Genomic DNA, 21,675 nt, shown 5'->3' with positions numbered 1-21,675 from the left:
CACCGACTAACAATTCACGATGCTATTAAAAAAGGTCCCGCAAAGCAGGACCCTTTTTTATACTGTATTATTCACTATTGACTATTCACCCAATGGCCACATTACTACCATCCAAGTATATACGCAAACATCAGCGGCGCCACAATGGTAGCATCACTTTCTACGATAAACTTAGGTGTATGAATATCGAGCTTGCCCCAGGTAATTTTTTCGTTGGGCACTGCGCCTGAGTAAGAACCGTAAGAAGTAGTAGAATCACTGATCTGGCAGAAATAGCTCCAGAAAGGAACATCATGCCATTCCAAGTCCTGGTACATCATCGGCACTACGCAAATAGGGAAGTCACCTGCAATACCACCGCCAATCTGGAAAAAGCCTACGCCTTTGCCACTGCTGTTGGCGCGGTACCATTCGGTAAGGAACACCATGTATTCAATGCCGTTTTTCACGGTGCTGGCTTTCAGTTCGCCTTTAATAACATAGCTGGCGAAGATGTTGCCGGTAGTGCTGTCCTCCCATCCCGGAACGATGATCGGAATGTTTTTTTGTGCGGCGGCTACAATCCAGCTGTTCTTTGGGTCAATTTCATAGTACTGCTCCAGTTCACCGCTGAGTACTACCTTATATAAAAACTCGTGGGGGAAATAACGTTCACCGGCGGCTTCTGCATCTTTCCACACTTTTACCAGGTGTTTCTGCAAACGGCGGAACGCTTCTTCTTCGGGAATGCAGGTATCGGTAACGCGGTTATAATGATTTTCGAGCAGGTCCCATTCGTCCTGGGGCGTTAAGTCGCGGTAATTGGGTACACGTTTGTAGTGGCTATGTGCAACCAGGTTCATCACATCTTCTTCCAGGTTGGCGCCTGTACAGCTGATGATAGCAATTTTATCCTGGCGAATCATTTCTGCAAGTGAAATACCCAGCTCGGCAGTACTCATGGCGCCGGCAAGGGTTACCATCATTTTACCGCCTTCCAGCAAATGTGTTTCATAACCTTTAGCAGCATCTACCAGCGCGGCAGCGTTGAAATGCCTGTAGTGATGCTCTATAAATTGAGAAACAGGTCCTTTACTCATCATTTAAATTTTTAGGCTGCAAAGGTAATTTTTTAATCTGTTTAAATCTAGCTTAAGCCTTGTATGGCTTGTTAACTAATCATTTTAATATCTATTTTTGTTTGGTATACAGTAAAATCTGTTGCTGCTGCAAAATGAATTTTTTATTAACGACCACCCTACGGTTGCCGGGTAATAAACGTATGCCCCTGCCCGTACTGATCTGGTTTTCTCTCGCTGCGGCAGCGATAATAGCCGAAGCCCTGCGCGATCCGGTTAATAACTACTTAATATTCACGGGTGTATTCAAACACCTGGTGCATCAGCAAAACCTGTATGCACCTTACCCGAACGAGTACTGGGACCTGAACCATTATGGTCCTTTCTTCAGTTTCGTGATTGCCCCTTTTACCATTTTCCCCACCAAACTGGGTGTGGTGCTCTGGTCGCTTACCAATGCAGCTGTACTGCTCTGGGCCATAAAAAAGCTGCCGTTTAACCAGAAAACCTTTCTCACCATGGTACTTATCTGCACCATGGATATGATGACCTCTACCCATAACGAGCAGTTTAACCCCATGCTTTCGGGCTGGATGTTGCTGTCGTTTGCCCTGGTAGAACAAAAGAAAGATTTCTGGGCCACCTTCTTTATCGCCGCGGGTTTTATGGTAAAACTCTATGGCATTGCAGGCGTTGCCTTCTTCCTCTTTTCAACCGACAAGTTCAAATTCGCCTGGTCGCTGGTGTTTTGGCTGGTGGTGATGTTCTGTGCGCCCATGCTTATTTCTTCACCATCATTTATTGTAAACAGCTATTACGACTGGTACCAGTCTCTCGCCGCCAAAAACGCGCAAAACATGGATGGCAGCACCTTTGCCATGGCGCAGGATATTTGCGTGATGGGCATGATACGCCGTATTTTTCATCCCGGCTGGTTCAGCAACTGGATGGTATTATTACCCGCATTGCTGGCCTTTGGTTTACCATTACTGCGTTTTAAACAATATGATAATATTGGCTTCAGGCTGCGGTACCTGGCACTGGTAATGTTGTCGGTGGTAATATTCAGCACATCGGCAGAATCATCTACCTATGTAGTGGCCATACCCGGTGTAGCCATCTGGTTTGTATTGCGCCGCCGCCCGGTAAGTGCATGGAATATTGCCTTGCTGGTATTTGTAGTAGCAGTAACCAGCTTTTCCCCGTCTGATCTTTTCCCTAAATACCTGCGCAACCACTATGTGGCCCCTTATTCATTAAAATCGCTGCCCTGCTTTATAGTATGGCTGCTGCTGATTGGGGAAGTGGCCTTTAAGCAGTGTGAAACCCCGAAAACAGCCATTGCAGTATGACGCAGCTTATTTCCATTGTAATACCCGTATTCAATGAACAGGATAATATTCCTGTAATGATTAAGGCGCTGCAGCGGGAGCTGGGCCCCCTGCCTTACCGTTACAAGGTAATTTTTGTAGACGATGGCAGCAGCGACGGCACGGCCGCTGTTTTAAAGCAGCAGGCTTCTATGTATGAAGAAGTACGCTTTATCACTTTCTCGCGCAATTTCGGGCACCAGGCTGCACTGAAAGCAGGGCTTGATATGGCCGATGGTGATTGCGTAATAAGCATGGATGGTGACATGCAGCACCCGCCGCATTTGATTCCGCTATTGCTGAGCAAATGGAAGGAAGGTTACGATGTAGTGTACACGGTGCGCAAAGAAGATGAACGCCTCTCGTACAGCAAGCGCCAAACATCTAACCTGTTTTATTCCCTGCTCAACGGCCTCTCTGATATTGACCTGGAAAAAGGCACCGCCGATTTTCGCCTGCTGAACCGCAACGTGGTAAACGTGCTGCGCAACCTGCAGGAGTATGACCTGTTTTTCAGGGGGCTGGTGAAATGGGCCGGGTTTAAACAACTCGCGGTAGACTACGAGCCGGATGAACGCAGAAGCGGTGAATCGAAATACAACTTTAAAAAGATGATGCGTTTTGCGCTGCAGGGCATTACCTCGTTCAGCACAAAACCCCTGTACGCCGCCACCTATATCGGCTTCCTGTTTTCACTGTTGTCAACACTGTATGTGCCGTATGCACTGTACAGCCGTTATTTTGGTGAAGCCATTTCGGGCTGGACATCGGTGATTGTAACCATCGCTTTCTTTGGTGGCTTGCAGTTAATGATACTCGGCATCATTGGCATTTACCTGGGCAAACTGTTTATGCAAAGCAAACAGCGCCCTGTTTACATTGTAAAAGAATCCAATATATGAGCCGCAACCGCAGCATACTGCTGAGTTTTGATGTAGAAGAATTTGATATGCCGCTGGAGTACAACCAGCCTGTTCCTATGGATCAGCAGCTGGAAGTTGGTTACAAAGGTTTGCGTGATACCATGGAGGTAATTGATGCCACCGGTGCCACCAGCACCTTTTTTACCACAGCACATTTTGCCAATTCATTTCCTGATGCCGTGCGGCGTATAGCGCAGCAGCATGAAATAGCTTCCCATACCTTTTACCATTCCAGCTTTGAAGTGCCGCACCTGCTGCAAAGCCGGCTGCAGCTCGAAGCCATTACCGGCAACTCCGTAACAGGCTTGCGTATGCCACGCATGCGGTATGTAGCCATGCCCGATGTTATTGCAGCAGGTTATACATACGATTCATCTGTTAACCCCACCTGGCTGCCGGGCAGGTACGATAACAGGGACAAGCCCCGCACCATGTACTGTGAAGAAGGCATGCTGCGTTTGCCGGCAGCCGTTTCGCCGCGTATGCGTATTCCACTGTTCTGGCTGGCCTTTAAAAACATGCCCTACAGCCTGTTTAAAAGCCTGGCCATCCGCACGCTGAAGCAGGATGGTTACCTGTGCCTGTATTTTCATCCCTGGGAATTTACTTCGCTGGATGGTTACCATATTCCCGGTTATACCAAACGCTGGGCAGGCGAGCCGTTAAAACAACGCCTGTACAAGCTCATTGCCGACCTGGGCAAGGAAGGCGATTTTGTAACCATACAGCAAATGCTGGCGCAACGCCGGCAGCCGGCACTGTAATAAACCTGGCCGAACTTATTTTGACGATCAGGAAGTTCCCGGATAATTTTGTCATACCACTTAATTACAACTATTCAGCATGAACCTGCTTTTGCGCAATATCCGGTTTTCCCGCACCAAACAAATTGCTTTCCCGGTACTTGCCTGGTTTGTTATGGCATTCGTTGCCGTACTGGCCGAAACGCTGCGCGGCAGCATACAGAACTATTATATTTTCCGTGATTCATTCTGGCACAGTACGCACTTTCAAAACCTGTATGCCAATTACGGTTTGGATATTTTTCACTACGGCCCCAGTTTTGCCTGTTTAATAGCCCCGTTCGCCATACTGCCCGATTGGCTGGGCGTAACCCTGTGGACACTTGCCAATGCCTGGCTGTTGTACTACGCCTTACGCCGCATGCCTTTTGAACGCACAACGTTTTTAATCATACTGCTGTTCTGCGCCATTGAAATGATGACCGCATCGCACAACACCCAGTTCAACCCTATGGTTGCTGCATGGCTGGTACTCGCTTTTGTATTGATTGAAGAAGAAAAAGACATCTGGGGTACGCTGTTTATTGCAGCAGGCTTGCTCACCAAGATTTATGGAGGTGTGGGCTTGCTGTTCTTCCTGTTCTCGAAGCATAAAATAAAGTTCATCGGCTTTTTTGCAGGATGGATGTTGTTGCTGTTTTGTTTGCCCATGCTTATTTCCTCACCTTCGTTCGTAATAGAATCGTACCAGCAATGGATACATGCACTGGTGATCAAGAACAACAAAAACATTAGCGGCGCTGCCGTTGCCAGCGCACAGGATATGTGTGTAATGGGCATTATACGCAGGCTGTTTCATCCCGAAGGCTTTGCAGACTGGATGGTGATGGCCCCTGCAGCTGTATTGCTTGCTTTACCCCTGTTACGTTTTAAACAATATGCTGCTTTTGCCTACCGCGCCTCTTACCTCGCCGTGTTGCTGATTACTGTAGTTATTTTCAGCACGGCATCAGAATCGGCCACCTTTGTTATTGCAGTAGCCGGCGTGGCTATCTGGTATGGCCTGCAGGATAAGCCCATCAACAAATGGCAAATCGCTTTATTGCTGCTGGTATGGGTTGTTACCAGCCTGGCCACAACCGACCTGGTGCCACGCATATTGCGCAAGCCCATCAAAACCTATTCGCTCAAAGCATTGCCGCCGTTTATAGTATGGCTGGTGTTAATTGCACAGCTGCTGTTTACGCAGTTTACAGCAAAAGAAAAAGCTCCCTTAAAAAGGAGCTTTAAACCAATTGCACAACTGTAAACGTAAATCCGTAAAACCTAGAGATGAGACTTTTTAAATATTGACATGCTACCGTCTGTAGCAATTTGTAATACAAGCTTGGTATTATCTTTCACCAGCGATACATAATAGCTCATGCCATCTTTTTCGCTGTTTAATTCAATGGCTTCGGTAGCGGTATACTCACTGTACTTGCCATCGAGTTTTGCCTGGGCATTAATAGGCAGTTCTTTTAAGGTAATGGCGCGGCTTGAGGCCAGTATTTCGCCATTTTCATCATAAAATACTTCCATGTGCTGGTTGTTCCAGGTAAAACTTGCCCTGGTATAATCAGCATTGTTTTTCCATTCTACACCTTCGGCATTTTTAAAATTGGTTTTAAAATGGTTCAGGGCTTTGGCATTTACTTTTCCGTCGGCGAAGGCAGCAGTGGTCATTGCTACTGCCAGGCAAAGGGCGAAGAATATCTTTTTCATAAACTAGTGGTTTGAATAATGTATGGAACAGTTTGTTTAATTTTTGTTTCGCTGTGTTGTTTAAGCAGCTTGACGATTCAAAAGTAGAACGCTTCAACAGCCTGTACAATCGAATTGTGACCATTGTACGAAGCCTATCGCACAGTTGTTATGAACGGTAAGCACCCCATGTGCCCGGCACCCCTTACATACCCGTCAAATGCAGTACAGTCCTGCATTACAGGCGATTTCTTAAGAAGAAGCTAAAAGCAGTCAATAAAGGGTTAAAAGTGAAATACGGTGACGAACGGCAGTGATGAACGGCAAAAACCGGTGCCGGGCGATTTATTTGGTAATTTGCCCACATATTTAGACATTTGTCTAAATACTTCAGCCGGTGAATCTCTTATTCAAGGCCTTAAACGACCCCACCAGGCGCGCCATCCTGGAAATGCTGAAAGATAAGGACATGACTGCCGGTGAAATAGCCGCACAGTTCGATATCAGCTGGCCCAGCGTTTCGCACCACCTCGACCTGCTGAAACAGGCCAAACTGGTGCTTACCGTAAAAGAAGGCCAGTTTATATCCTATACCCTCAATACCACGGTAATGGATGAAATCATCAAATGGCTGCTGCAATTCTCAACACCTAAAAACTAATCATATGCGCACTTTCTCCAAAACCGACCTGCTCGCACTTGTCTTACTCGCCGTTCCGCTTGTTTACCTTGCTGCCGTATACAATACTTTACCAGCCCGCGTACCCATGCACTTTAACATACAGGGCACGCCGGACCGTTATGGCAGTAAAACCGAGCTGTTAATTGTGTTGTGCATATTAACCGGTGTTGCAGCAGGTGTGTATGCCTTATGCAGGTGGTTGCCCAGTATCGATCCTAAAAAAACAGCGAAGTATTCTGCAGATGTTGCACGAAAAATAGCACTTGCGGTATTGCTGCTGGTAGTGGCAGTAAGTGTGATGGTAATATACAGTGCACAACACGGCAGCAGCGGCAATATTACACGCCTGCTGCCTTTTTTGCTGGGCGGCCTGTTTGTATTTCTCGGTAATTTAATGAACAGTCTTAAACCCAATTACTTTATCGGCATACGCACTCCGTGGACTTTGGAGAGCGAACCCACCTGGCGTAAAACTCATCGTTTTGGCGCCGTAGTATTTGTTATAGGCGGCATACTGCTTATAGTTTGCGGGCTGGTATTACCGCCGGCCGCGGCCACTATATGTATTGTATGCATCAGTGTAGCGGTAAGTGTTTTAACCATCGGGTACTCGTATTTTTACTACCGCTCCCTGCAAAAACAACAACCGTAGTAATGCAACCTGCAGGCAAATAAAACCGAAAGCATGGTATACTGTAAAACAAATACCTGCCGGCAGCGTTTTGTTTTTAATGAATTACCTCGCACATGCATACCTATCGTTTCGTTACCCGCAGCTGCTGGTGGGCAATATGATCAGTGATTTTGTAAAAGGAAAGCAAAAGTTCGATTATCCGCCCATTATACAGGAGGGTATTATGCTGCACCGTTCCATTGATCACTTCACCGATACACATGCCGTAACAACACAGGCCAAAAAACATTTTAAGGCAGCAGCAGGCTTATATGCCGGTGCGTTTATGGATATAGTATACGATCATTTTCTTGCGCTCGATGAAAATCAGCATTCAGAAACAGAATGGATACAACTGGCCGGTTTTACCTACCGCACCCTGAAAGCCAGCCGGGAATGGTTGCCGGCTAAATTTGCCTACATGCTGCCCTACATGGAAAGCCAGGACTGGCTGTACAATTACCGCTTTACATGGGGTATTGAAAACAGCTTTAAAGGATTAACCCACCGGGCAGCCTATCTCAGCGATTACAAGCCCATTTACAGGGCCTTTGAAGAAAACTACGAAGACCTGCAGAATGCTTATCAGCAATTTTTCCCGAATGTTAAATCACACGCATTGCAACACATTGAACAGCTGCCCGCAACAGGTTAGGTATTATCTTTGCCCGCAAATTGAAAACCCTCGTTTATGAAGCTGCTATTCGCCTGTTTGTTTGCCTTATCTGCACTGGGTAGTTTTGCCCAGCAAAAGCCAACGGAACTCGATAAGTCCCCGATGGATATCAGTTATTGTCCGCAAAACTATCCCATTCTCAGAATGAGCGGCAAGGCCGGTGACCAGCCTTATGCCCGTGTTATTTACAGCAGACCGCAGTGCAATGGCCGTAAAATATTCGGTGATATTGTACGCTACAACCAGGTATGGCGCATGGGAGCCAATGAAGCCACGGAAATTGAATTTTTCCGCAATGTGAAAATTGGCGGCAAACTACTGGCCAAAGGCCGTTATACCCTGTATGCCATTTGCAATGAATCCAAATGGACCATCGTTATCAACGGCGATAAAGACTACTGGGGCCTCGTACAAAACCCGAAGAAAGATGTGCTGCGCACCGATGTAACCATCCAGAAACTGCCCGAAACTGTGGAAGCGTTGACCATCTACTTCGACGATCTCAGCAAAAACAACACGAACCTGAATATAATGTGGGACGATTCAAAGGCAAGCCTTCCCATTACTTTGTTATAAACAGCTTATTATAAGCGTTGAACCGCAAAAGAATGTTTCTTTTGCGGTTTTTTTATCGGGTAAAACGCGCATCGCTACCCAGGAAAATAAACCGTAAGTTTGAAAACTAAATTTGTCTCTCATATGAAAAAATGGAATAACGGCACAAGTTTTATCCATGCAGGCGCAGAACCTGATCCTTCTACCGGCGCCATTATGACACCGATTTACCAAACCTCTACCTATGTGCAAACCGCCCCCGGTGAACACAAGGGTTATGAATATGCACGCACGCAAAACCCCACCCGAACTGCCCTGCAAAATGCATTGGCTGTTATTGAAAACGGTAAATATGCCTTGTCATTTGCAAGCGGCATGGCTGCTACTGATGCCGTGGCACGTTTGTTACAACCCGGCGACGAGGTGATTGTTACCAACGATTTGTATGGCGGTACTTACCGCATTTTTACCAAAGTATATGCAGGTTATGGCATCCGTTTTCATTTCATTAACATGCAGAACGCAGATGACATCAAAAAATACATCAATGATAAAACGCGCATGATATGGGTGGAAACGCCCACCAATCCGCTGCTGAATATTGTTGATATTGCCGCCGTCGCCGCCATTGGTAAAGCACATAAATTACTTACGGTTGTAGATAACACGTTTGCCTCACCTTACCTTCAAAACCCGTTGGATGATGGCGCAGACATTGTATTGCACTCTGCCACCAAATACCTCGGCGGCCACTCAGATGTAGTGCATGGTGCCGTTATACTCAATGATGCTGCGCTGGAAGAAAAACTGCGCTTTTACCAGAACAGCTGTGGCGCAGTGCCCGGTCCGCACGATTGCTGGCTGGTATTGCGCGGTATTAAAACCCTGCACGTACGCATGCAGCGCCACTGCGAAAATGGTGAGGTAATTGCCAACTACCTGCGCAACCATCCAAAAGTGGCCAGGGTATACTGGCCCGGCTTTACGGATCATCCCAACCATGAAATTGCCAAAAAACAAATGCGCGCTTTCGGCGGTATGATCTCGTTTACATTAAAAGATGATAACCTCGGTAAAGCGATAGAGGTGCTGAGCAAAACACAATTGTTTGCACTGGCCGAATCACTGGGTGGTGTAGAATCACTCATCGGTCACCCGGCCAGCATGACGCATGCTTCCATCCCGCGCGAAGAACGTATGGCCAATGGCCTGGCCGATTCACTGATACGCCTGAGCGTAGGCATTGAAGACGCAAACGACCTGATTGCCGATCTGCAGCAGGCCATCGGTTAATATACAAAGCATTTCCAACTACATCCTGTTGCAGCGCTGCAGCAGGATGTATGTTTTTAATAAAGCTGGGGCAGCCGTCAACAGCAGTGATCATGGATGTAAGAACCTTTCTCGATAAAAAAGTAACCGAGTACAACAAGCCGTCTTTTATTAAAGATGATCCCGTGTGCATTCCGCACCTGTTTACCAAAAAACAAGACATCGAAATTGCCGGTCTTTTCGCTTCGGTGTTTGCCTGGGGCAACCGTACCATCATCATCAAAAAATCCAGGGAACTGATGCAGCTCATGGATATGGCGCCTTACGATTTCATCGTTAACCACGAAGAGACCGACCTGAAACGCATGCTGGGTTTTAAACACCGCACCTTTAATGCAACAGACCTGCTGTATTTCATTGCCTTTTTGCAATACCATTACCAACATAACCGCTCACTGGAAACTGCTTTTTTCCCGGATAAAGTACTGCAGGCGGCTGCAAACGGCAATGTGGTTGAATTGGGACTGATTCATTTTCACCACTACTTTTTTTCGCTGGAAGATTACCCGCACCGCACCAAAAAACACATTGCCTCACCGGAGAAAAACTCCAACTGCAAACGCCTGAATATGTTTTTGCGGTGGATGGTGCGTGCAGACAAATGCGGCGTGGATTTTGGCATATGGAAAAGAATAACCCCGGCCAGCCTTATTTGCCCGGTAGATTTGCATGTAGCACGCGTAGCCACCAGGTTTGACCTGCTCGATCGCAAAGTGATAGACTGGAATGCAGCCGTGGAGTTAACAGGGTACCTGCGCACACTTGACCCTGAAGACCCTGTTAAATACGACTTTGCCCTGTTTGCACTGGGCGTAATGGAGAAATATGTATAACAACGATACAAACCAGGAAGTACAGCAGGAGATTATCCGCATTGCTGCATCAACAGCGCTGGTGCCGGTAAGCTCGTTTGAACTGTTCAGGGAACAGCTGGCAGCCTATATTCACACACTCATTAACCAGCACTTTCCACAGTTGGTACAACTGCTGTACCGGCTGGATGTATCGGAGAAAAAACTGAAAACTGCCCTGGCCAACGCAGCAGGCAATGATGCCGGCCTGCTGATAGCTGATTTGATTATACAAAGGCAGCTGCAGAAAATTGAAACGCGCAGAAAATACCGCAGCGACAACACCAACATTCCCGACGACGAAAAATGGTGAGCGGCTGTGCTGTTACATCGTCTCCTCAAAAATATCCTCCTGCACACTATTGTTCTTCAGCAGCTGGTAATGTTTCTGTAACGATACCGCCAGCGGAAAACGCCGGTAGGGCAACTGGTGCTCCTTTGCAAAACGGCTGATTACCTCGGTTACTTCAGGGTAATACACATGGTTTACCGAAGGGAACAGGTGGTGCGCAATATGGTAGTTAAAGCAGCCCATAAAAAAGCGTGTAAACCAGGTATCTTCTGTAACATCGTTGGTAGTGTTTAACTGGTGTACAAACCAGGTAGTAGGCATATTCCCCTTCCCGTCGGGCATGGGAAATTCACTGTCAGGTACCGCATGTGGCGTTAACAATACCAGTAAGGAAAAGATACTCGCGGTAAACAACATCAGCAAAAATGCACCCATCATCTGCGCCCAGCTTATCTTCAGCAGCAACACCGGCAGCACCAGTATATAAAACACAAACAGCCCCTTGTATAAAAACAGTTTAACATACTCCATACGTGGTATAGTGGTTACTTTCCATACCAGTTTGTCTTTGTAAAAAAAGTCTTTGAAATCACGTACCAGCAGCCAGTTAAACAAATACAACGGGTACAGCAGGGGCAGGTAAATGTGCTGGTACTGGTGCATGCGTGTGTACACACCATGCGGAAAAACACGGGCCATCGGGCTCTGTTCAAAATCGCTGTCCCAGCCCATTACATTGGGATAATTGTGGTGCAGCCTGATGTGACGCACTTTCCAGATAAAGCTGTTGGCGCCAAGCAGGTCAAAGAAATGCACATACAAACTGTTCATCCATTTTCGCTGGAATAGCGTGTTGTGTACTGCTTCGTGAATAAGGTTTAAAAAATTAAGCACCAGCAATACGCCCAGCAAACAGTAACAGCTGTATAGTATGCGCAGGTTATCACCCCGGGTAATTGCACCAAGGTACAGGGCCACATACAGTGTGGGAAACAATGCGGCCTTCAGCCTGATGATGAATTTTCGCTTAGGTTCCAGCAAGCGTACTGTCTGGTTTACTTCCTTTCTTAATAACCGGAATAAATCCTGTTCTGATGGCTTTGCAAAAGCCGGCTTCAATGTTCGCTCCATAAACGCGCTGTTTAAATCCTCAAAATGCGTTCGGCGTAACAGTAGTTCTTGTTCCTCGGCCGGGTTGAAGTATGAATATAAAATGAACGGCTAAAAAATTATGCCAAACCGTTAAATGGTTTATTTTGCCACAATCCCTTGAATAGCAGACAAAATTATTTCCGGTTTTGCTGCAAATAATCGTACTATTTTTACTGCTATAATTAATAAATTCTGCCAGATGAAATTGGTTTCCTATCTCCAGGACGGGCACGACCAGCTCGCCCTGTTAGTAAATGGGCTTTTGTATAACGCCGAAGCGCTGAACCCCGAAATGCCGGGCAGCATGCAGCTGTTGCTGAATTACTGGGAAGACTATTTTCCGCAGCTGCAGGCCCTTGAAAAAGCCATCAAAAACGGGAATGTAGGCCGCGAAAAATCACTCAACCCCGATCAGGTGCACTTGTTATCACCCATACCATTCCCGGCCAGCTGCCGCGATGGATATGCCTTCAGGCAACACGTAGCGGCTGCACGCAGAAACCGCAAGGTGCCCATGATACCTGAGTTTGACCAGTATCCCATTTTCTACTTCACCAATCACCACGGTATCCAGGGCCCGGGCGATATTTTATGCATGCCCGATCATTTCCAGAAATTGGATTTTGAACTGGAAGCAGCCATCGTTATCTGCAAACACGGCAGGAATATCCCGGCAGAAGAAGCCGACAGCTATATCGGCGGCCTTATGATTATGAACGATATGAGCGCACGCACCCTGCAGATGGAAGAAATGTTGCTGAACCTGGGACCTGCCAAGGGCAAAGACTTTTCCACGGTGCTTGGCCCATGGCTGGTTACCACCGATGAACTGGAACAATACGAAGTACCCGCCCGTGAAGGGCACACCGGTAAAACCTGGAACCTAAACATGACCTGCACTGTAAATGGGCAGCAGGTAAGCCAGGGTAACCTGGCAGATATGGACTGGACTTTTGCTGAAATAATAGAACGTTGTGCATACGGGGTAAACCTGCAGCCCGGCGAAGTAATCGGCAGCGGCACAGTAGGCACCGGGTGCTTCCTGGAACTGAACGGCACCGGAAAACTCAACGATCCCGGTTACCAGGAGCAATGGCTGCAACCCGGCGATGTTGTAGAAATGGCCATTGACGGCCTGGGAACTTTACGCAACAATATCGTTGCCGAAGAAACAGACTTTTCTATCCTTGCCAGGAAGAAAAAACCGGTCGTTTCCTGATTTATAGCACGCTTTCATGAAAATAGACATACAGCAATTATCTGCCGCAGATAAACAGCAATGGCTGCAATATGCCATTGCCCCGCGGCCCATTTGCCTGGCCAGTACCATCGACGCAGAAGGCAGGGTAAACCTGAGCCCCTTCAGCTTCTTCAATATGTTTTCTACAGATCCTGCAGTGGTTATTTTTTCTCCGTCGCGCAGGGTGCGCGACAATACCACCAAACATACGCTGGAAAATGTGCTGGAGGTGCCGGAAGTGGTGATTCATATCTGCGACTACGATATGGTGCAGCAAATCAGTTTATCCAGCTGCGAGTATCCCAAAGGCACAGATGAATTTATCAAGGCAGGCTTTACCAAAGAGCCCGCTACCCTGGTGCGGCCGCCCATGGTAAAAGAAGCCAAAATAAAAATGGAATGCAGGGTGCTGGAAGTAAAAAGCCTGGGCGAAAAACCCGGTGCCGGCCAGCTGGTATTAGCCGAAATACTGTGCATGCATGTAAGTGAGGAAATACTCAATGCTGCAGGCCGTATAGACCAGCTTAAACTGCAGCTGGTGGCAAGGCTCGGCGGCGACTGGTATTGCGCCGTGAACGAACGCAATTTATTCCAGGTGGCCAAACCCAATGTTCAGCTGGGTATCGGTATCGACAACCTGCCGCCGGCCATACGCAACAGCGCCATATTAACCGGTAACAACCTGGGGCAATTGGCCAATGTGCACAGTATGCCCACCATTGATCCCGCTTTTTACGATGACCAGCTCAAAAACATATTCCAGTATTATTCGCTGAACCCCGACGACATGGAGAAGGAACTGCACCTGTATGCCAAACAACTCCTGAGCGAAGGCGCAGTAGAAAAAGCCTGGCAGGTCTTATTAGCATTGTAAAAAATGGTTTAATGGATCAATGGTTTAATGGTTGTTGTATTACCCTACGGCCAGGATGTCTTCCGGTGCCAGCAAACCTTTCAAGGTAAAGCCGGGCTCGTGCTGGCGCAGGCTAAGACCCTTGTGTACGGCATGGCGTACAATTTCGCCGGTTGACTGGCGCAGTTGTAATTGTTTGGGTAATGGCGACTGTAACCAGTCATCTACCACAGCAGCGAAATTAGCCCCGATACTGGGCACAACAGGCACATTGAACTGTTCCAGTGCTGCGGCATTGCACCATTGCTCGTACTGGCCCTTAATGGGCAAACAAAGCAGTCTTTTGCCAAGATATAAAGCTTCGGCAGGCGTTTCAAAGCCGGCGCCGGTAATTACACCGCGGCTGGTGATCATGCTCTGGTTAAACCCTTCGTTATTGATGGGAATAAAAGTGATGTTGCCGTCTGTAACCGGCTGTTTCACTTTTTTGGAGAATACTTCAAAACGCACACCAGGCAATTGTTTCAGGCTTGCTGCAACAATTTCATCTGCATAGTGTGAAAGATATACGGTGATATGTCCTTTATCAACCGGTGTTGCCTGCAAAACAGACTGTTTTAAAACAGGCGAGAAAATAAACTTATCGTAGTTGTCAAAATGCAATCCTACATAATCCGTAGCAGGCGCATAACGTTTCAGCACCAGTTCACCCATGCGGTCTTTGCTGGCAGGACGCGGCGTATGAGCGCTCTGAAAACTTGCCTGGTGACCAAAGTTGATACAGGGCACATTTTTAAGCCAGCATGCGAGTGAAGTAATGCTTTCAAAATCGTTGATCACCAAATCATACCGGTCAACCGGCAGTGCACGCGCTTCTTTCCATACACGCCTGGGCTGAAAAGCCTTTACCATTTTACCGTAATCGAGCCCGCCTTTTTTGTTATAAAACAGGCTTATTCCCTTGCTTTTGTATTGCACGGGAAGAGCAGCAGGCAGGTTGCTGTTGCTGCCGCTTAAAAAAACATCAACACTGCCATATTGCTGCAGAAAAGGCAGCAGTTCAATAGCCCTTGCTATATGCCCGTTACCAGTGGCCTGTACGGCGTAAAAGATTCTCATAGCGCGCGTGCGTTTATGTTATTACCGTTTTCGTTCGGTAAAATCAGCGAATTGATAAACATGGCAACCTCATCGGTTACCACGTTCAGCTGCGGCAGTTTCTTTTCCATTTTCACTACCTGTGCCTTTTCAAAATCCTTTTCGTTGTACTGGTAAATATTCCACTCGTTCTGGCTGTACTCCAGCGAAGTGAGGTTCTCTATCCAGTCGCCGCTGTTGAGGTAGGTAACACTGCCATCTTTTGTTTCTATTACTCTTTTCTGTGGCTGGTGAATATGACCGCAGATCACATAATCGTATTTCTTCTGAATGGCCAGCTCGGCTGCTGTTTGTTCAAAATCGGCAATCCATGCCACTGCTTTCTTTACACTGTTTTTTACCTTTTTGCTGAAGCTCATTTTATCGCGGCCCATTATTTTCAGGCACCAGTTGATAAAGCTGTTGATTAAAATAAGCAGGTCGTACCCGTGCCCGCCCAGCTTAGCCAGAATTTTGGCTCCGCCCTTAGTAGTAGCATCAAATACATCGCCATGGAAAATCCAGGTCATTTTCCCGTTTATTTCCATCACTAATTTATCGGTAAGCTGTAAGTTGCCCATTTGGATATCGCTGTAACGGCGCAGCATTTCGTCGTGGTTACCCGTAATATAAATAACCCGGGTGCCGTTACTGAGCAGGCTCATAATTTCTTTGATTACCTGCATATGCGCTACAGGGAAGTAGCGTTTGCTGAATTGCCATCCGTCAATAATATCACCATTCAGCACCAGTATTTGAGGCTGAATGCTCTTAAGGTAGTTTACAATTTCATTTGCGTGGCAACCGTAAGTACCTAAGTGCAAATCACTCATCACAACAACATCAACAGATCTTTTTTCCATTTAGAGGCGGGTTTTTCAAATTTCCATCCCTAATGTTACCTGCAGGTTACGGTACGATTAACGCATTGTAACGGAATTGTTAATGTATTATTAACCACTGCTACGCATTCACCCGTTTTGACAATTCAGTTGTCATAAGAAGTTATCATTCAGTTATTTCATCAGCTGCTGCAAAATATTAAACGTAAGCCTGTTGCCATCGTTGTTCAGTGCCATGGCAATGCCCTTTTTTTCTGATGCGTTGAGGTGAAAGCTCAGCGATGCATAATTATCATGCTCACCGGCTACGTATTGAAAGCAGAGCCGGTAAAATTGCGGCCCCATGGTTTCGGATAAATAATTAAGCTGGTCGGTCTGGTAATAATCCTGCAGTTTAAACCAGTTGTTCTGCAGCAGCAGGAAGGGTTTGGTTAAAAAGCTTACCATGCTGTTATCGCCCGGTTTCTCCCATTCGCCAATGGGCCTGTCGCGTATTTCTATCATTACCACGCGCCGGCAATTGGCCTTAGCCCAGTCCTGGAACACACGCAGGTAACGCAGCGCTGTTTCCTGCCCAAAATTGTCGCGCAGGCCGGCGTCCATTACATCGATAACAGGGTTAGTGGGCAGCCATACATTCGGCAGCACATAAGGGAAAGTGGCATTCATGCGCAGGGCAGATGATACCTGCAGTTTCATGGCATCCTGCCCGGCAAACAGCGAGGCAAAATCTATGGCATCAGGATCCGATTCCGGGAACACGCGGTACCCCGTACGCACAGAGCGCATCAGGAAACGCGCAGGCCTTGAACCCATCAGCACTTTACGGCCATCACGCGAAATGGTGGCGCTGAAAAACATGGTGGGTATAAAAGCACTGTCTTCGGCCAGGGTGTAATCGCCAATGGTTTTATCAAGCAGGCCATGCGTGTTCTCCCGCAGCGCGCGTTCAAATGCATAACCACGGTCTTTTACATAACTCTTGTTACCGATCTGGAATTTCTTTGCCGGACCAACCAGGTCTCTTGATATAAATGAAGAAAACAGCGGGTTTAATAAATCACGGGCAATATCGTTTCTGAAACGCTCATCCTGCAAATGAATGGGCGCACCGCGCTGTTTAAGCCAGTATAATTCCCTGAAATAGGCAGCCCCCAGCATACCGCCCGAAGCGCCGGTCATTAACACGGTTTGCGGCATAATGCGGCCATTGGTAAGGCTGTCGAGGCGCTGCAGTACGTTCATGGTAAAATAGGCACTGCGCGAGCCTCCGCCGCTTACGTTAATCAAAAACATCACGGGCTTTCCGGGCCCCTGCCTGGCCTTCCAGTTTTCGAGCCTGCGCAGGAATGCCTTTTTATCTGCTTCTGCAAATTCAGGGGATGCCATGCCATCTATGGTGGCCCTGCTGTATTCAGGGCGCCCTTCTTTCTGGTTGTAGGCAAGCCCGTAAGCCTTGTTGCGCAGGTCAATAATATCGTGCTCGTACATCCAGTTTACAGAAAGGTAAATCACTACCAGTATGGGCAAACTCCAGCTATGGCAAAACAGCGTAAAGGCGCCTGCCACGGCAATGAGAATGGCAAAGAAAATGGTGATGCTGGCAGCAGCCGGCACCTGGAATACAGGGTTATCGAGAAAGAAACCGATGGTGATTAAAAACAGGAAAGCAATAAATATCGCGATCACCGCTGCAAAGTGGTGGCGTTTAAAAATTACGTCGAGAAATTCAGGCGCGTAGTGCCGTACATCGCGCGGTACACGCAGCCCCAGTTTTGCACTCAGGAAAAAATCTACCCGTATTTCCTTTTCTCTTTTATCAACCGGCAGCGGGTTTAATTTCAGCGCTTCCACATAATGCTTGTTGGCCGTGGTAATAATGCTGGCCATGCGGTGATAGATCGTTTTATCTGCGCCAAAAAAATACAGGAAGGCAATCAGCAGTGCCAGTACAAAACCACTGGTAAAACCGGCTGCCAGAAAAAAGATATCCCTTGCCCCCAGCAGGTCGCGGTAGTGGTTATGCTCAACTGCCTTGTAGAAATAAAATATAAGGAAGGCAACAGGTATAATGCCGTTGTTGATGCAATACTTTAAAAAAGGTTGTGCTGTTGTAGCCAGGAAACGGATGTGCTTGCTGTGCAGGATAAACGTAGTAATGTTCCAGCTCATAATAAAGGCACCGATGCTGAAACCCACAATAGAGGTACTGATGCTGTTTACGCTTCCGAGGTATTCGGGTGAAAGGTAAAGGGCATAGGCTCCAAAATTCTGCATAAAATCACCTGCTATGGTGGCAAACAGTACATACCAGAATATCAGGAAAATCTGGTAACGCCTGAAATGAAGCAGAAATAACTGAATAGGCAGAGAATAATAAAAACCGATCAGGTATTTTTTCATATCCTAATGATTCATCTTTTTTTCCAGGTGCCGCAATATATCGCTCATTAAATCCATCTGTATCTGCTGAATCTCCAGTAGCTTCTCTTGCTGGTTAATCACGAGGTGGTCTATTTTCTCGTGCAGCAGCCGTATTTCCAGTTCCGATTTCAGGTTAATCATGTAATCGTTGCGTGCGCGCTCACGGTCTTTTTCTTCCTGCCTGTTCTGGCTCATCATAATCACCGGGGCCTGCAATGCAGCAATACACGACAGAATGAGGTTAAGCAATATAAACGGATAAGGGTCAAAACCTTTATTGTACAGAAGTACAACATTTATGCCCATCCATATCACGATAAACGTGGTGAACAGGATTATAAATTTCCAGCTGCCGCCAAACGAAGCAACCTTGTCTGCAAGGCGCTGGCTGTGCGACGGCAGTTCTTTCAGTTCGCCTTCATTGAGTTTGTCACTGAGTATTTCATCGTTCTGCATGGCCTCCACCACTTTCTGCTCCAGGCCCGAAAGTGTGCCCAGCTCTTTGGTTACCGATTCCTGTATATACCGATTTCTGTATACATTCAGCTCCAGCAGCGACATTACGCTGTGCTCGTTAAACGTAGGATAATCTTTCTGTATTTCTTCCAGAATACACTGGCGGATGGCTTTGCCGGTTACCCTTTGCGACCAGGGTAAAGTTTTGTGTGATACATCGCTTACAAATGTTGACCTGTGCTCCATAGTATGCCCGGTTAAAGCCTTATAATACAGGGAAGTTAGTACAAAATTGTACAGGCAGTACCAGTTTGTGCAAGGCGTTTTTATTACTTATTTCAAACGCAGGCGCAGCGCGAATACCAGCATAAACAAAATGGTGGCACACAGCAAATGCAGGGGCTGTGCAAGCGCAGGCATGTGAAAGTAAGTCATGGCCAGGCCAAGCCCCATGCTGGCCAGTACGGTAACAAATATCCATGCACCGGTTTTAGATACGGTAGGGTACGAAAGGCTTTTCCAGAAAACAACCACGCATGCAAGCGCAGCCACCCAGGCAAAACTTTTGTGCAGGGTAAAAAACACGTTCAGCCTGCTGATCCAGCTATCGCGTTGAATATAGTTGAGCGATTTCGAAATTTCATCGATTTGCTCGCGCACTTCGGTACCCAGTATTACCTGCACCAGCAAACACAGCAGTGCAATATTGGCCAGCCATTTTAACTCTTTATCCTGCACCGGCGTTTTCTTGTTCACCCGCTGGATAATAACGATGGTTACCGCTGCAATTACCAGCGCTGCAAGCATGTGTGCCGTTATTTTTACCACGGCCAGGTTGGCATCCACCACCAGTTTGCCCAGCCATGCTTCAAACGCCACCATTACCAGCAGCAGGGAAGAAATCCAGAACAGCGAAGGGCGGGTGCGGAAATATTTTTTGAAGCTCCAGCCCACATGTATCACCAGCCACAAACCCAGCAGGGCACCGGTAAGGCGGTTAATGTATTCTGTCCAGGTGTGAAATACGTTGAAAGTATGATCAATGTCCTGCTTTTTCAGGTACTTCTCATAATCAGGCGGCAGCTGGCTGGCATTTACCGGCGGAATCCAGCGGCCAAAACAGCGGGGCCAGTCCGGGCAGCCCATCCCGCTCTGCGTCATACGTACCACTGAGCCTGCTACTATTACCAGGAAAACCGAGAACAATACAAACTGCGTAAAATGCAGGTAATTTTTATCCGCCCTGTTCATGCCTTGAATTTTGCAGGTGCAAAGGTAATGCTAACCAACCTGCCGCTGATGTGAAAAAGATTTTTTGCCCTTTTTGTACGCCCTTCGCAACTTTACACCGTGTTAAAAGCCTATTACCAGAAAACGTTGATTGAAGCCGGATGCGACGAGGCAGGCCGGGGCTGTTATGCAGGCCCTGTATTTGCTGCTGCCGTTATTTTGCCCAAAAAGTTTAAACACCCGCTGGTAAAAGACAGTAAACAACTCACCGCCGATCAGCGCGCCGAAGCCCGCGCCATTATTGAAGAACATGCCCTGAGTTATGCCGTGGCCATGGTAAGCGAGCAGGTGATTGATGAAATCAATATTCTCAAAGCCTCGTTTAAGGCCATGCACCTGGCTATTGAACAATTACGCGTTATCCCCGAATTTTTGCTGATAGATGGCAACCGTTTTGTCAACTACCCCTTTATTCAGCACACCTGCATTGTAAAAGGCGATGGCCTGTACGCCAGCATTGCAGCCGCCAGCATTCTTGCCAAAACCAGTCGCGATGCTTACATGCACCAGCTGCACGACGAGTTTCCGCACTACAACTGGAAACAGAACAAGGGCTATGGCACCCTCGAACACCGCGAAGCCATCAGCAAACATGGCATTTGCAAATACCACCGTAAAAGTTTTTCCATTTTGCCCGAAGGCGAAGAACCGGATGAAGCAGGGATCGTATAAGATGGTTCGATTGTTTCATTGTTCAAAAGTTCAATATCCACCTTGAACTATTGAACTTTTAAACCCTTAAACTTTTAAACCTGCCTTCTATCAGTCCCCGGTATCCCACGCGCCAAGGCCTTGCCTGATCAGCGTGTAATCGTCGTCCGTAGTGCAGTCAATCACCGTAGAGGGTATCATGCCGCCCATGCCGCCATCAATCACCAGGTCTACCTGGTTTTTAAAGTTCTCATACATCAGTTCGGGGTCAGTGTATTCTTCTACCATATTCCCGGGCAGGGAGGCCGATAAAATAGGGTGCCCCAGCTCGCTGAGAAAAGTATGGGCAATCTTGTTATCGGGCACACGCAAACCAATGGTGCTTTTTTTGCTCTGCAGAATTTTTGGCACCTCTTTACTTGCCGGTAAAATAAATGTGTACGCGCCTGGCAAATGGTTCTTTAGCATGCGATACAGCGGTGTAGAAATGCTTTTGGTGTACTTGCTGAGATCACTGAGATCGCAGCAGATAAAACTCAGCTGTGCCTTCTGCGGATCAATTTGTTTAATGCGGCAAACACGCTCTACTGCCTTGTGCTGGAATATATCGCAGCCAAGACCGTAAATGGTATCGGTAGGGTAAATAATCACCCCGCCGTCGAGCAAACATTCCACCACCATTTTCACTTGCCTGGGCTGCGGATTTACAGGATGTATCGTTACAAGCATATA

At 47.2% G+C, this 21,675-nt stretch carries 23 protein-coding genes; 14 read left to right on the top strand and 9 right to left on the bottom strand.

Annotated features, from left to right (window positions below; all coding sequences use genetic code 11):
• Positions 1 to 104 precede the first annotated feature (104 nt).
• The gene (locus DXN05_RS05675) at positions 105 to 1,079 is read right to left on the bottom strand and encodes a deoxyhypusine synthase family protein (RefSeq protein ID WP_116846201.1); all 975 of its coding nucleotides are present in this window, start codon (positions 1,077 to 1,079) and stop codon (positions 105 to 107) included.
• A gap of 134 nt (positions 1,080 to 1,213) precedes the next feature.
• Between DXN05_RS05675 and DXN05_RS05670 the strand changes: the two genes are divergently transcribed.
• The 4 genes from DXN05_RS05670 (at position 1,214) to DXN05_RS05655 (ending at position 5,403) form a co-directional block, all read left to right on the top strand.
• Complete coding sequence (locus DXN05_RS05670) at positions 1,214 to 2,410, top strand: glycosyltransferase family 87 protein (protein WP_116846200.1); 1,197 nt, start codon at positions 1,214 to 1,216, stop codon at positions 2,408 to 2,410.
• A complete protein-coding gene (locus DXN05_RS05665; protein ID WP_116846199.1) occupies positions 2,407 to 3,330 on the top strand; it encodes a glycosyltransferase family 2 protein in 924 nt (307 codons plus the stop codon). The genes DXN05_RS05670 and DXN05_RS05665 overlap by 4 nt, the downstream gene beginning before the upstream one ends.
• Positions 3,327 to 4,115, top strand: a complete 789-nt coding sequence (locus DXN05_RS05660) for a polysaccharide deacetylase family protein (RefSeq protein ID WP_116846198.1) — start codon at positions 3,327 to 3,329, stop codon at positions 4,113 to 4,115. The genes DXN05_RS05665 and DXN05_RS05660 overlap by 4 nt, the downstream gene beginning before the upstream one ends.
• Positions 4,116 to 4,194: 79 nt before the next feature.
• Complete coding sequence (locus DXN05_RS05655) at positions 4,195 to 5,403, top strand: glycosyltransferase family 87 protein (RefSeq protein ID WP_116846197.1); 1,209 nt, start codon at positions 4,195 to 4,197, stop codon at positions 5,401 to 5,403.
• A gap of 17 nt (positions 5,404 to 5,420) precedes the next feature.
• On the opposite strand, the gene DXN05_RS05650 is transcribed toward DXN05_RS05655, so the two are convergent.
• Positions 5,421 to 5,858 (bottom strand): hypothetical protein, encoded by a 438-nt coding sequence (locus DXN05_RS05650; protein ID WP_147313841.1) that lies wholly within the window; start codon positions 5,856 to 5,858, stop codon positions 5,421 to 5,423.
• A 376-nt stretch (positions 5,859 to 6,234) separates the two neighbouring features.
• Between DXN05_RS05650 and DXN05_RS05645 the strand changes: the two genes are divergently transcribed.
• The 7 genes from DXN05_RS05645 (at position 6,235) to DXN05_RS05615 (ending at position 10,919) form a co-directional block, all read left to right on the top strand.
• Positions 6,235 to 6,498, top strand: coding sequence for an autorepressor SdpR family transcription factor (locus DXN05_RS05645; protein ID WP_116846195.1), 264 nt, complete (start codon positions 6,235 to 6,237; stop codon positions 6,496 to 6,498).
• Positions 6,499 to 6,502: 4 nt separating this feature from the next.
• On the top strand, positions 6,503 to 7,171 hold the full coding sequence (locus tag DXN05_RS05640) for an SdpI family protein (RefSeq protein WP_158559137.1): 669 nt from the start codon (positions 6,503 to 6,505) through the stop codon (positions 7,169 to 7,171).
• A gap of 79 nt (positions 7,172 to 7,250) precedes the next feature.
• Complete coding sequence (locus DXN05_RS05635; protein WP_116846193.1) at positions 7,251 to 7,847, top strand: acyl carrier protein phosphodiesterase; 597 nt, start codon at positions 7,251 to 7,253, stop codon at positions 7,845 to 7,847.
• A gap of 36 nt (positions 7,848 to 7,883) precedes the next feature.
• On the top strand, positions 7,884 to 8,444 hold the full coding sequence (locus tag DXN05_RS05630; RefSeq protein WP_116846192.1) for a DUF2911 domain-containing protein: 561 nt from the start codon (positions 7,884 to 7,886) through the stop codon (positions 8,442 to 8,444).
• A 123-nt stretch (positions 8,445 to 8,567) separates the two neighbouring features.
• Positions 8,568 to 9,716 (top strand): cystathionine gamma-synthase, encoded by a 1,149-nt coding sequence (locus DXN05_RS05625; protein WP_116846191.1) that lies wholly within the window; start codon positions 8,568 to 8,570, stop codon positions 9,714 to 9,716.
• A 92-nt stretch (positions 9,717 to 9,808) separates the two neighbouring features.
• Positions 9,809 to 10,588: a TIGR02757 family protein gene (locus tag DXN05_RS05620; RefSeq protein WP_116846414.1), complete on the top strand. Its 780-nt coding sequence runs from the start codon at positions 9,809 to 9,811 to the stop codon at positions 10,586 to 10,588.
• The gene (locus tag DXN05_RS05615; protein WP_116846190.1) at positions 10,581 to 10,919 is read left to right on the top strand and encodes a hypothetical protein; all 339 of its coding nucleotides are present in this window, start codon (positions 10,581 to 10,583) and stop codon (positions 10,917 to 10,919) included. Before DXN05_RS05620 ends, DXN05_RS05615 begins: the two co-directional genes overlap by 8 nt.
• Before the next feature lie 12 nt (positions 10,920 to 10,931).
• On the opposite strand, the gene DXN05_RS05610 is transcribed toward DXN05_RS05615, so the two are convergent.
• On the bottom strand, positions 10,932 to 12,029 hold the full coding sequence (locus tag DXN05_RS05610; protein WP_116846189.1) for a fatty acid desaturase family protein: 1,098 nt from the start codon (positions 12,027 to 12,029) through the stop codon (positions 10,932 to 10,934).
• A gap of 220 nt (positions 12,030 to 12,249) precedes the next feature.
• Between DXN05_RS05610 and DXN05_RS05605 the strand changes: the two genes are divergently transcribed.
• Both DXN05_RS05605 and DXN05_RS05600 read left to right on the top strand, forming a co-directional pair.
• Positions 12,250 to 13,269 (top strand): fumarylacetoacetate hydrolase family protein, encoded by a 1,020-nt coding sequence (locus tag DXN05_RS05605; protein ID WP_116846188.1) that lies wholly within the window; start codon positions 12,250 to 12,252, stop codon positions 13,267 to 13,269.
• Positions 13,270 to 13,285: 16 nt separating this feature from the next.
• On the top strand, positions 13,286 to 14,164 hold the full coding sequence (locus tag DXN05_RS05600; RefSeq protein ID WP_116846187.1) for a flavin reductase family protein: 879 nt from the start codon (positions 13,286 to 13,288) through the stop codon (positions 14,162 to 14,164).
• Positions 14,165 to 14,203: 39 nt separating this feature from the next.
• Here the strand turns inward: DXN05_RS05600 and DXN05_RS05595 are convergent, their stop codons facing one another.
• The 5 genes from DXN05_RS05595 to DXN05_RS05575 form a co-directional block, all read right to left on the bottom strand.
• Positions 14,204 to 15,262 carry a glycosyltransferase family protein gene (locus DXN05_RS05595; protein WP_116846186.1) on the bottom strand — a complete coding sequence of 353 codons (1,059 nt, stop codon included), beginning with the start codon at positions 15,260 to 15,262 and terminating at the stop codon, positions 14,204 to 14,206.
• Positions 15,259 to 16,143: a UDP-2,3-diacylglucosamine diphosphatase gene (locus DXN05_RS05590; RefSeq protein WP_116846185.1), complete on the bottom strand. Its 885-nt coding sequence runs from the start codon at positions 16,141 to 16,143 to the stop codon at positions 15,259 to 15,261. The genes DXN05_RS05595 and DXN05_RS05590 overlap by 4 nt, the downstream gene beginning before the upstream one ends.
• 153 nt (positions 16,144 to 16,296) lie before the next feature.
• Entirely contained in the window at positions 16,297 to 18,525 is a 2,229-nt protein-coding gene (locus tag DXN05_RS05585) for a patatin-like phospholipase family protein (protein WP_116846184.1), read from the bottom strand.
• A 3-nt stretch (positions 18,526 to 18,528) separates the two neighbouring features.
• On the bottom strand, positions 18,529 to 19,248 hold the full coding sequence (locus tag DXN05_RS05580; RefSeq protein WP_116846183.1) for a DUF1003 domain-containing protein: 720 nt from the start codon (positions 19,246 to 19,248) through the stop codon (positions 18,529 to 18,531).
• 87 nt (positions 19,249 to 19,335) lie between these two features.
• Positions 19,336 to 20,253 carry a COX15/CtaA family protein gene (locus tag DXN05_RS05575; RefSeq protein ID WP_116846182.1) on the bottom strand — a complete coding sequence of 306 codons (918 nt, stop codon included), beginning with the start codon at positions 20,251 to 20,253 and terminating at the stop codon, positions 19,336 to 19,338.
• A 99-nt stretch (positions 20,254 to 20,352) separates the two neighbouring features.
• Between DXN05_RS05575 and DXN05_RS05570 the strand changes: the two genes are divergently transcribed.
• A complete protein-coding gene (locus DXN05_RS05570) occupies positions 20,353 to 20,964 on the top strand; it encodes a ribonuclease HII (RefSeq protein WP_116846181.1) in 612 nt (203 codons plus the stop codon).
• Positions 20,965 to 21,054: 90 nt separating this feature from the next.
• Here the strand turns inward: DXN05_RS05570 and DXN05_RS05565 are convergent, their stop codons facing one another.
• Positions 21,055 to 21,672, bottom strand: coding sequence for an L-threonylcarbamoyladenylate synthase (locus tag DXN05_RS05565; RefSeq protein WP_116846180.1), 618 nt, complete (start codon positions 21,670 to 21,672; stop codon positions 21,055 to 21,057).
• Positions 21,673 to 21,675: the final 3 nt, after the last annotated feature.

Origin of the sequence: Deminuibacter soli, assembly GCF_003412455.1 — a bacterium.
In the GTDB taxonomy this organism is placed as follows: domain Bacteria; phylum Bacteroidota; class Bacteroidia; order Chitinophagales; family Chitinophagaceae; genus Deminuibacter; species Deminuibacter soli.
Note: the sequence above shows the minus strand (reverse complement) of the source record. Positions and strands in the feature narration are given on the sequence as shown.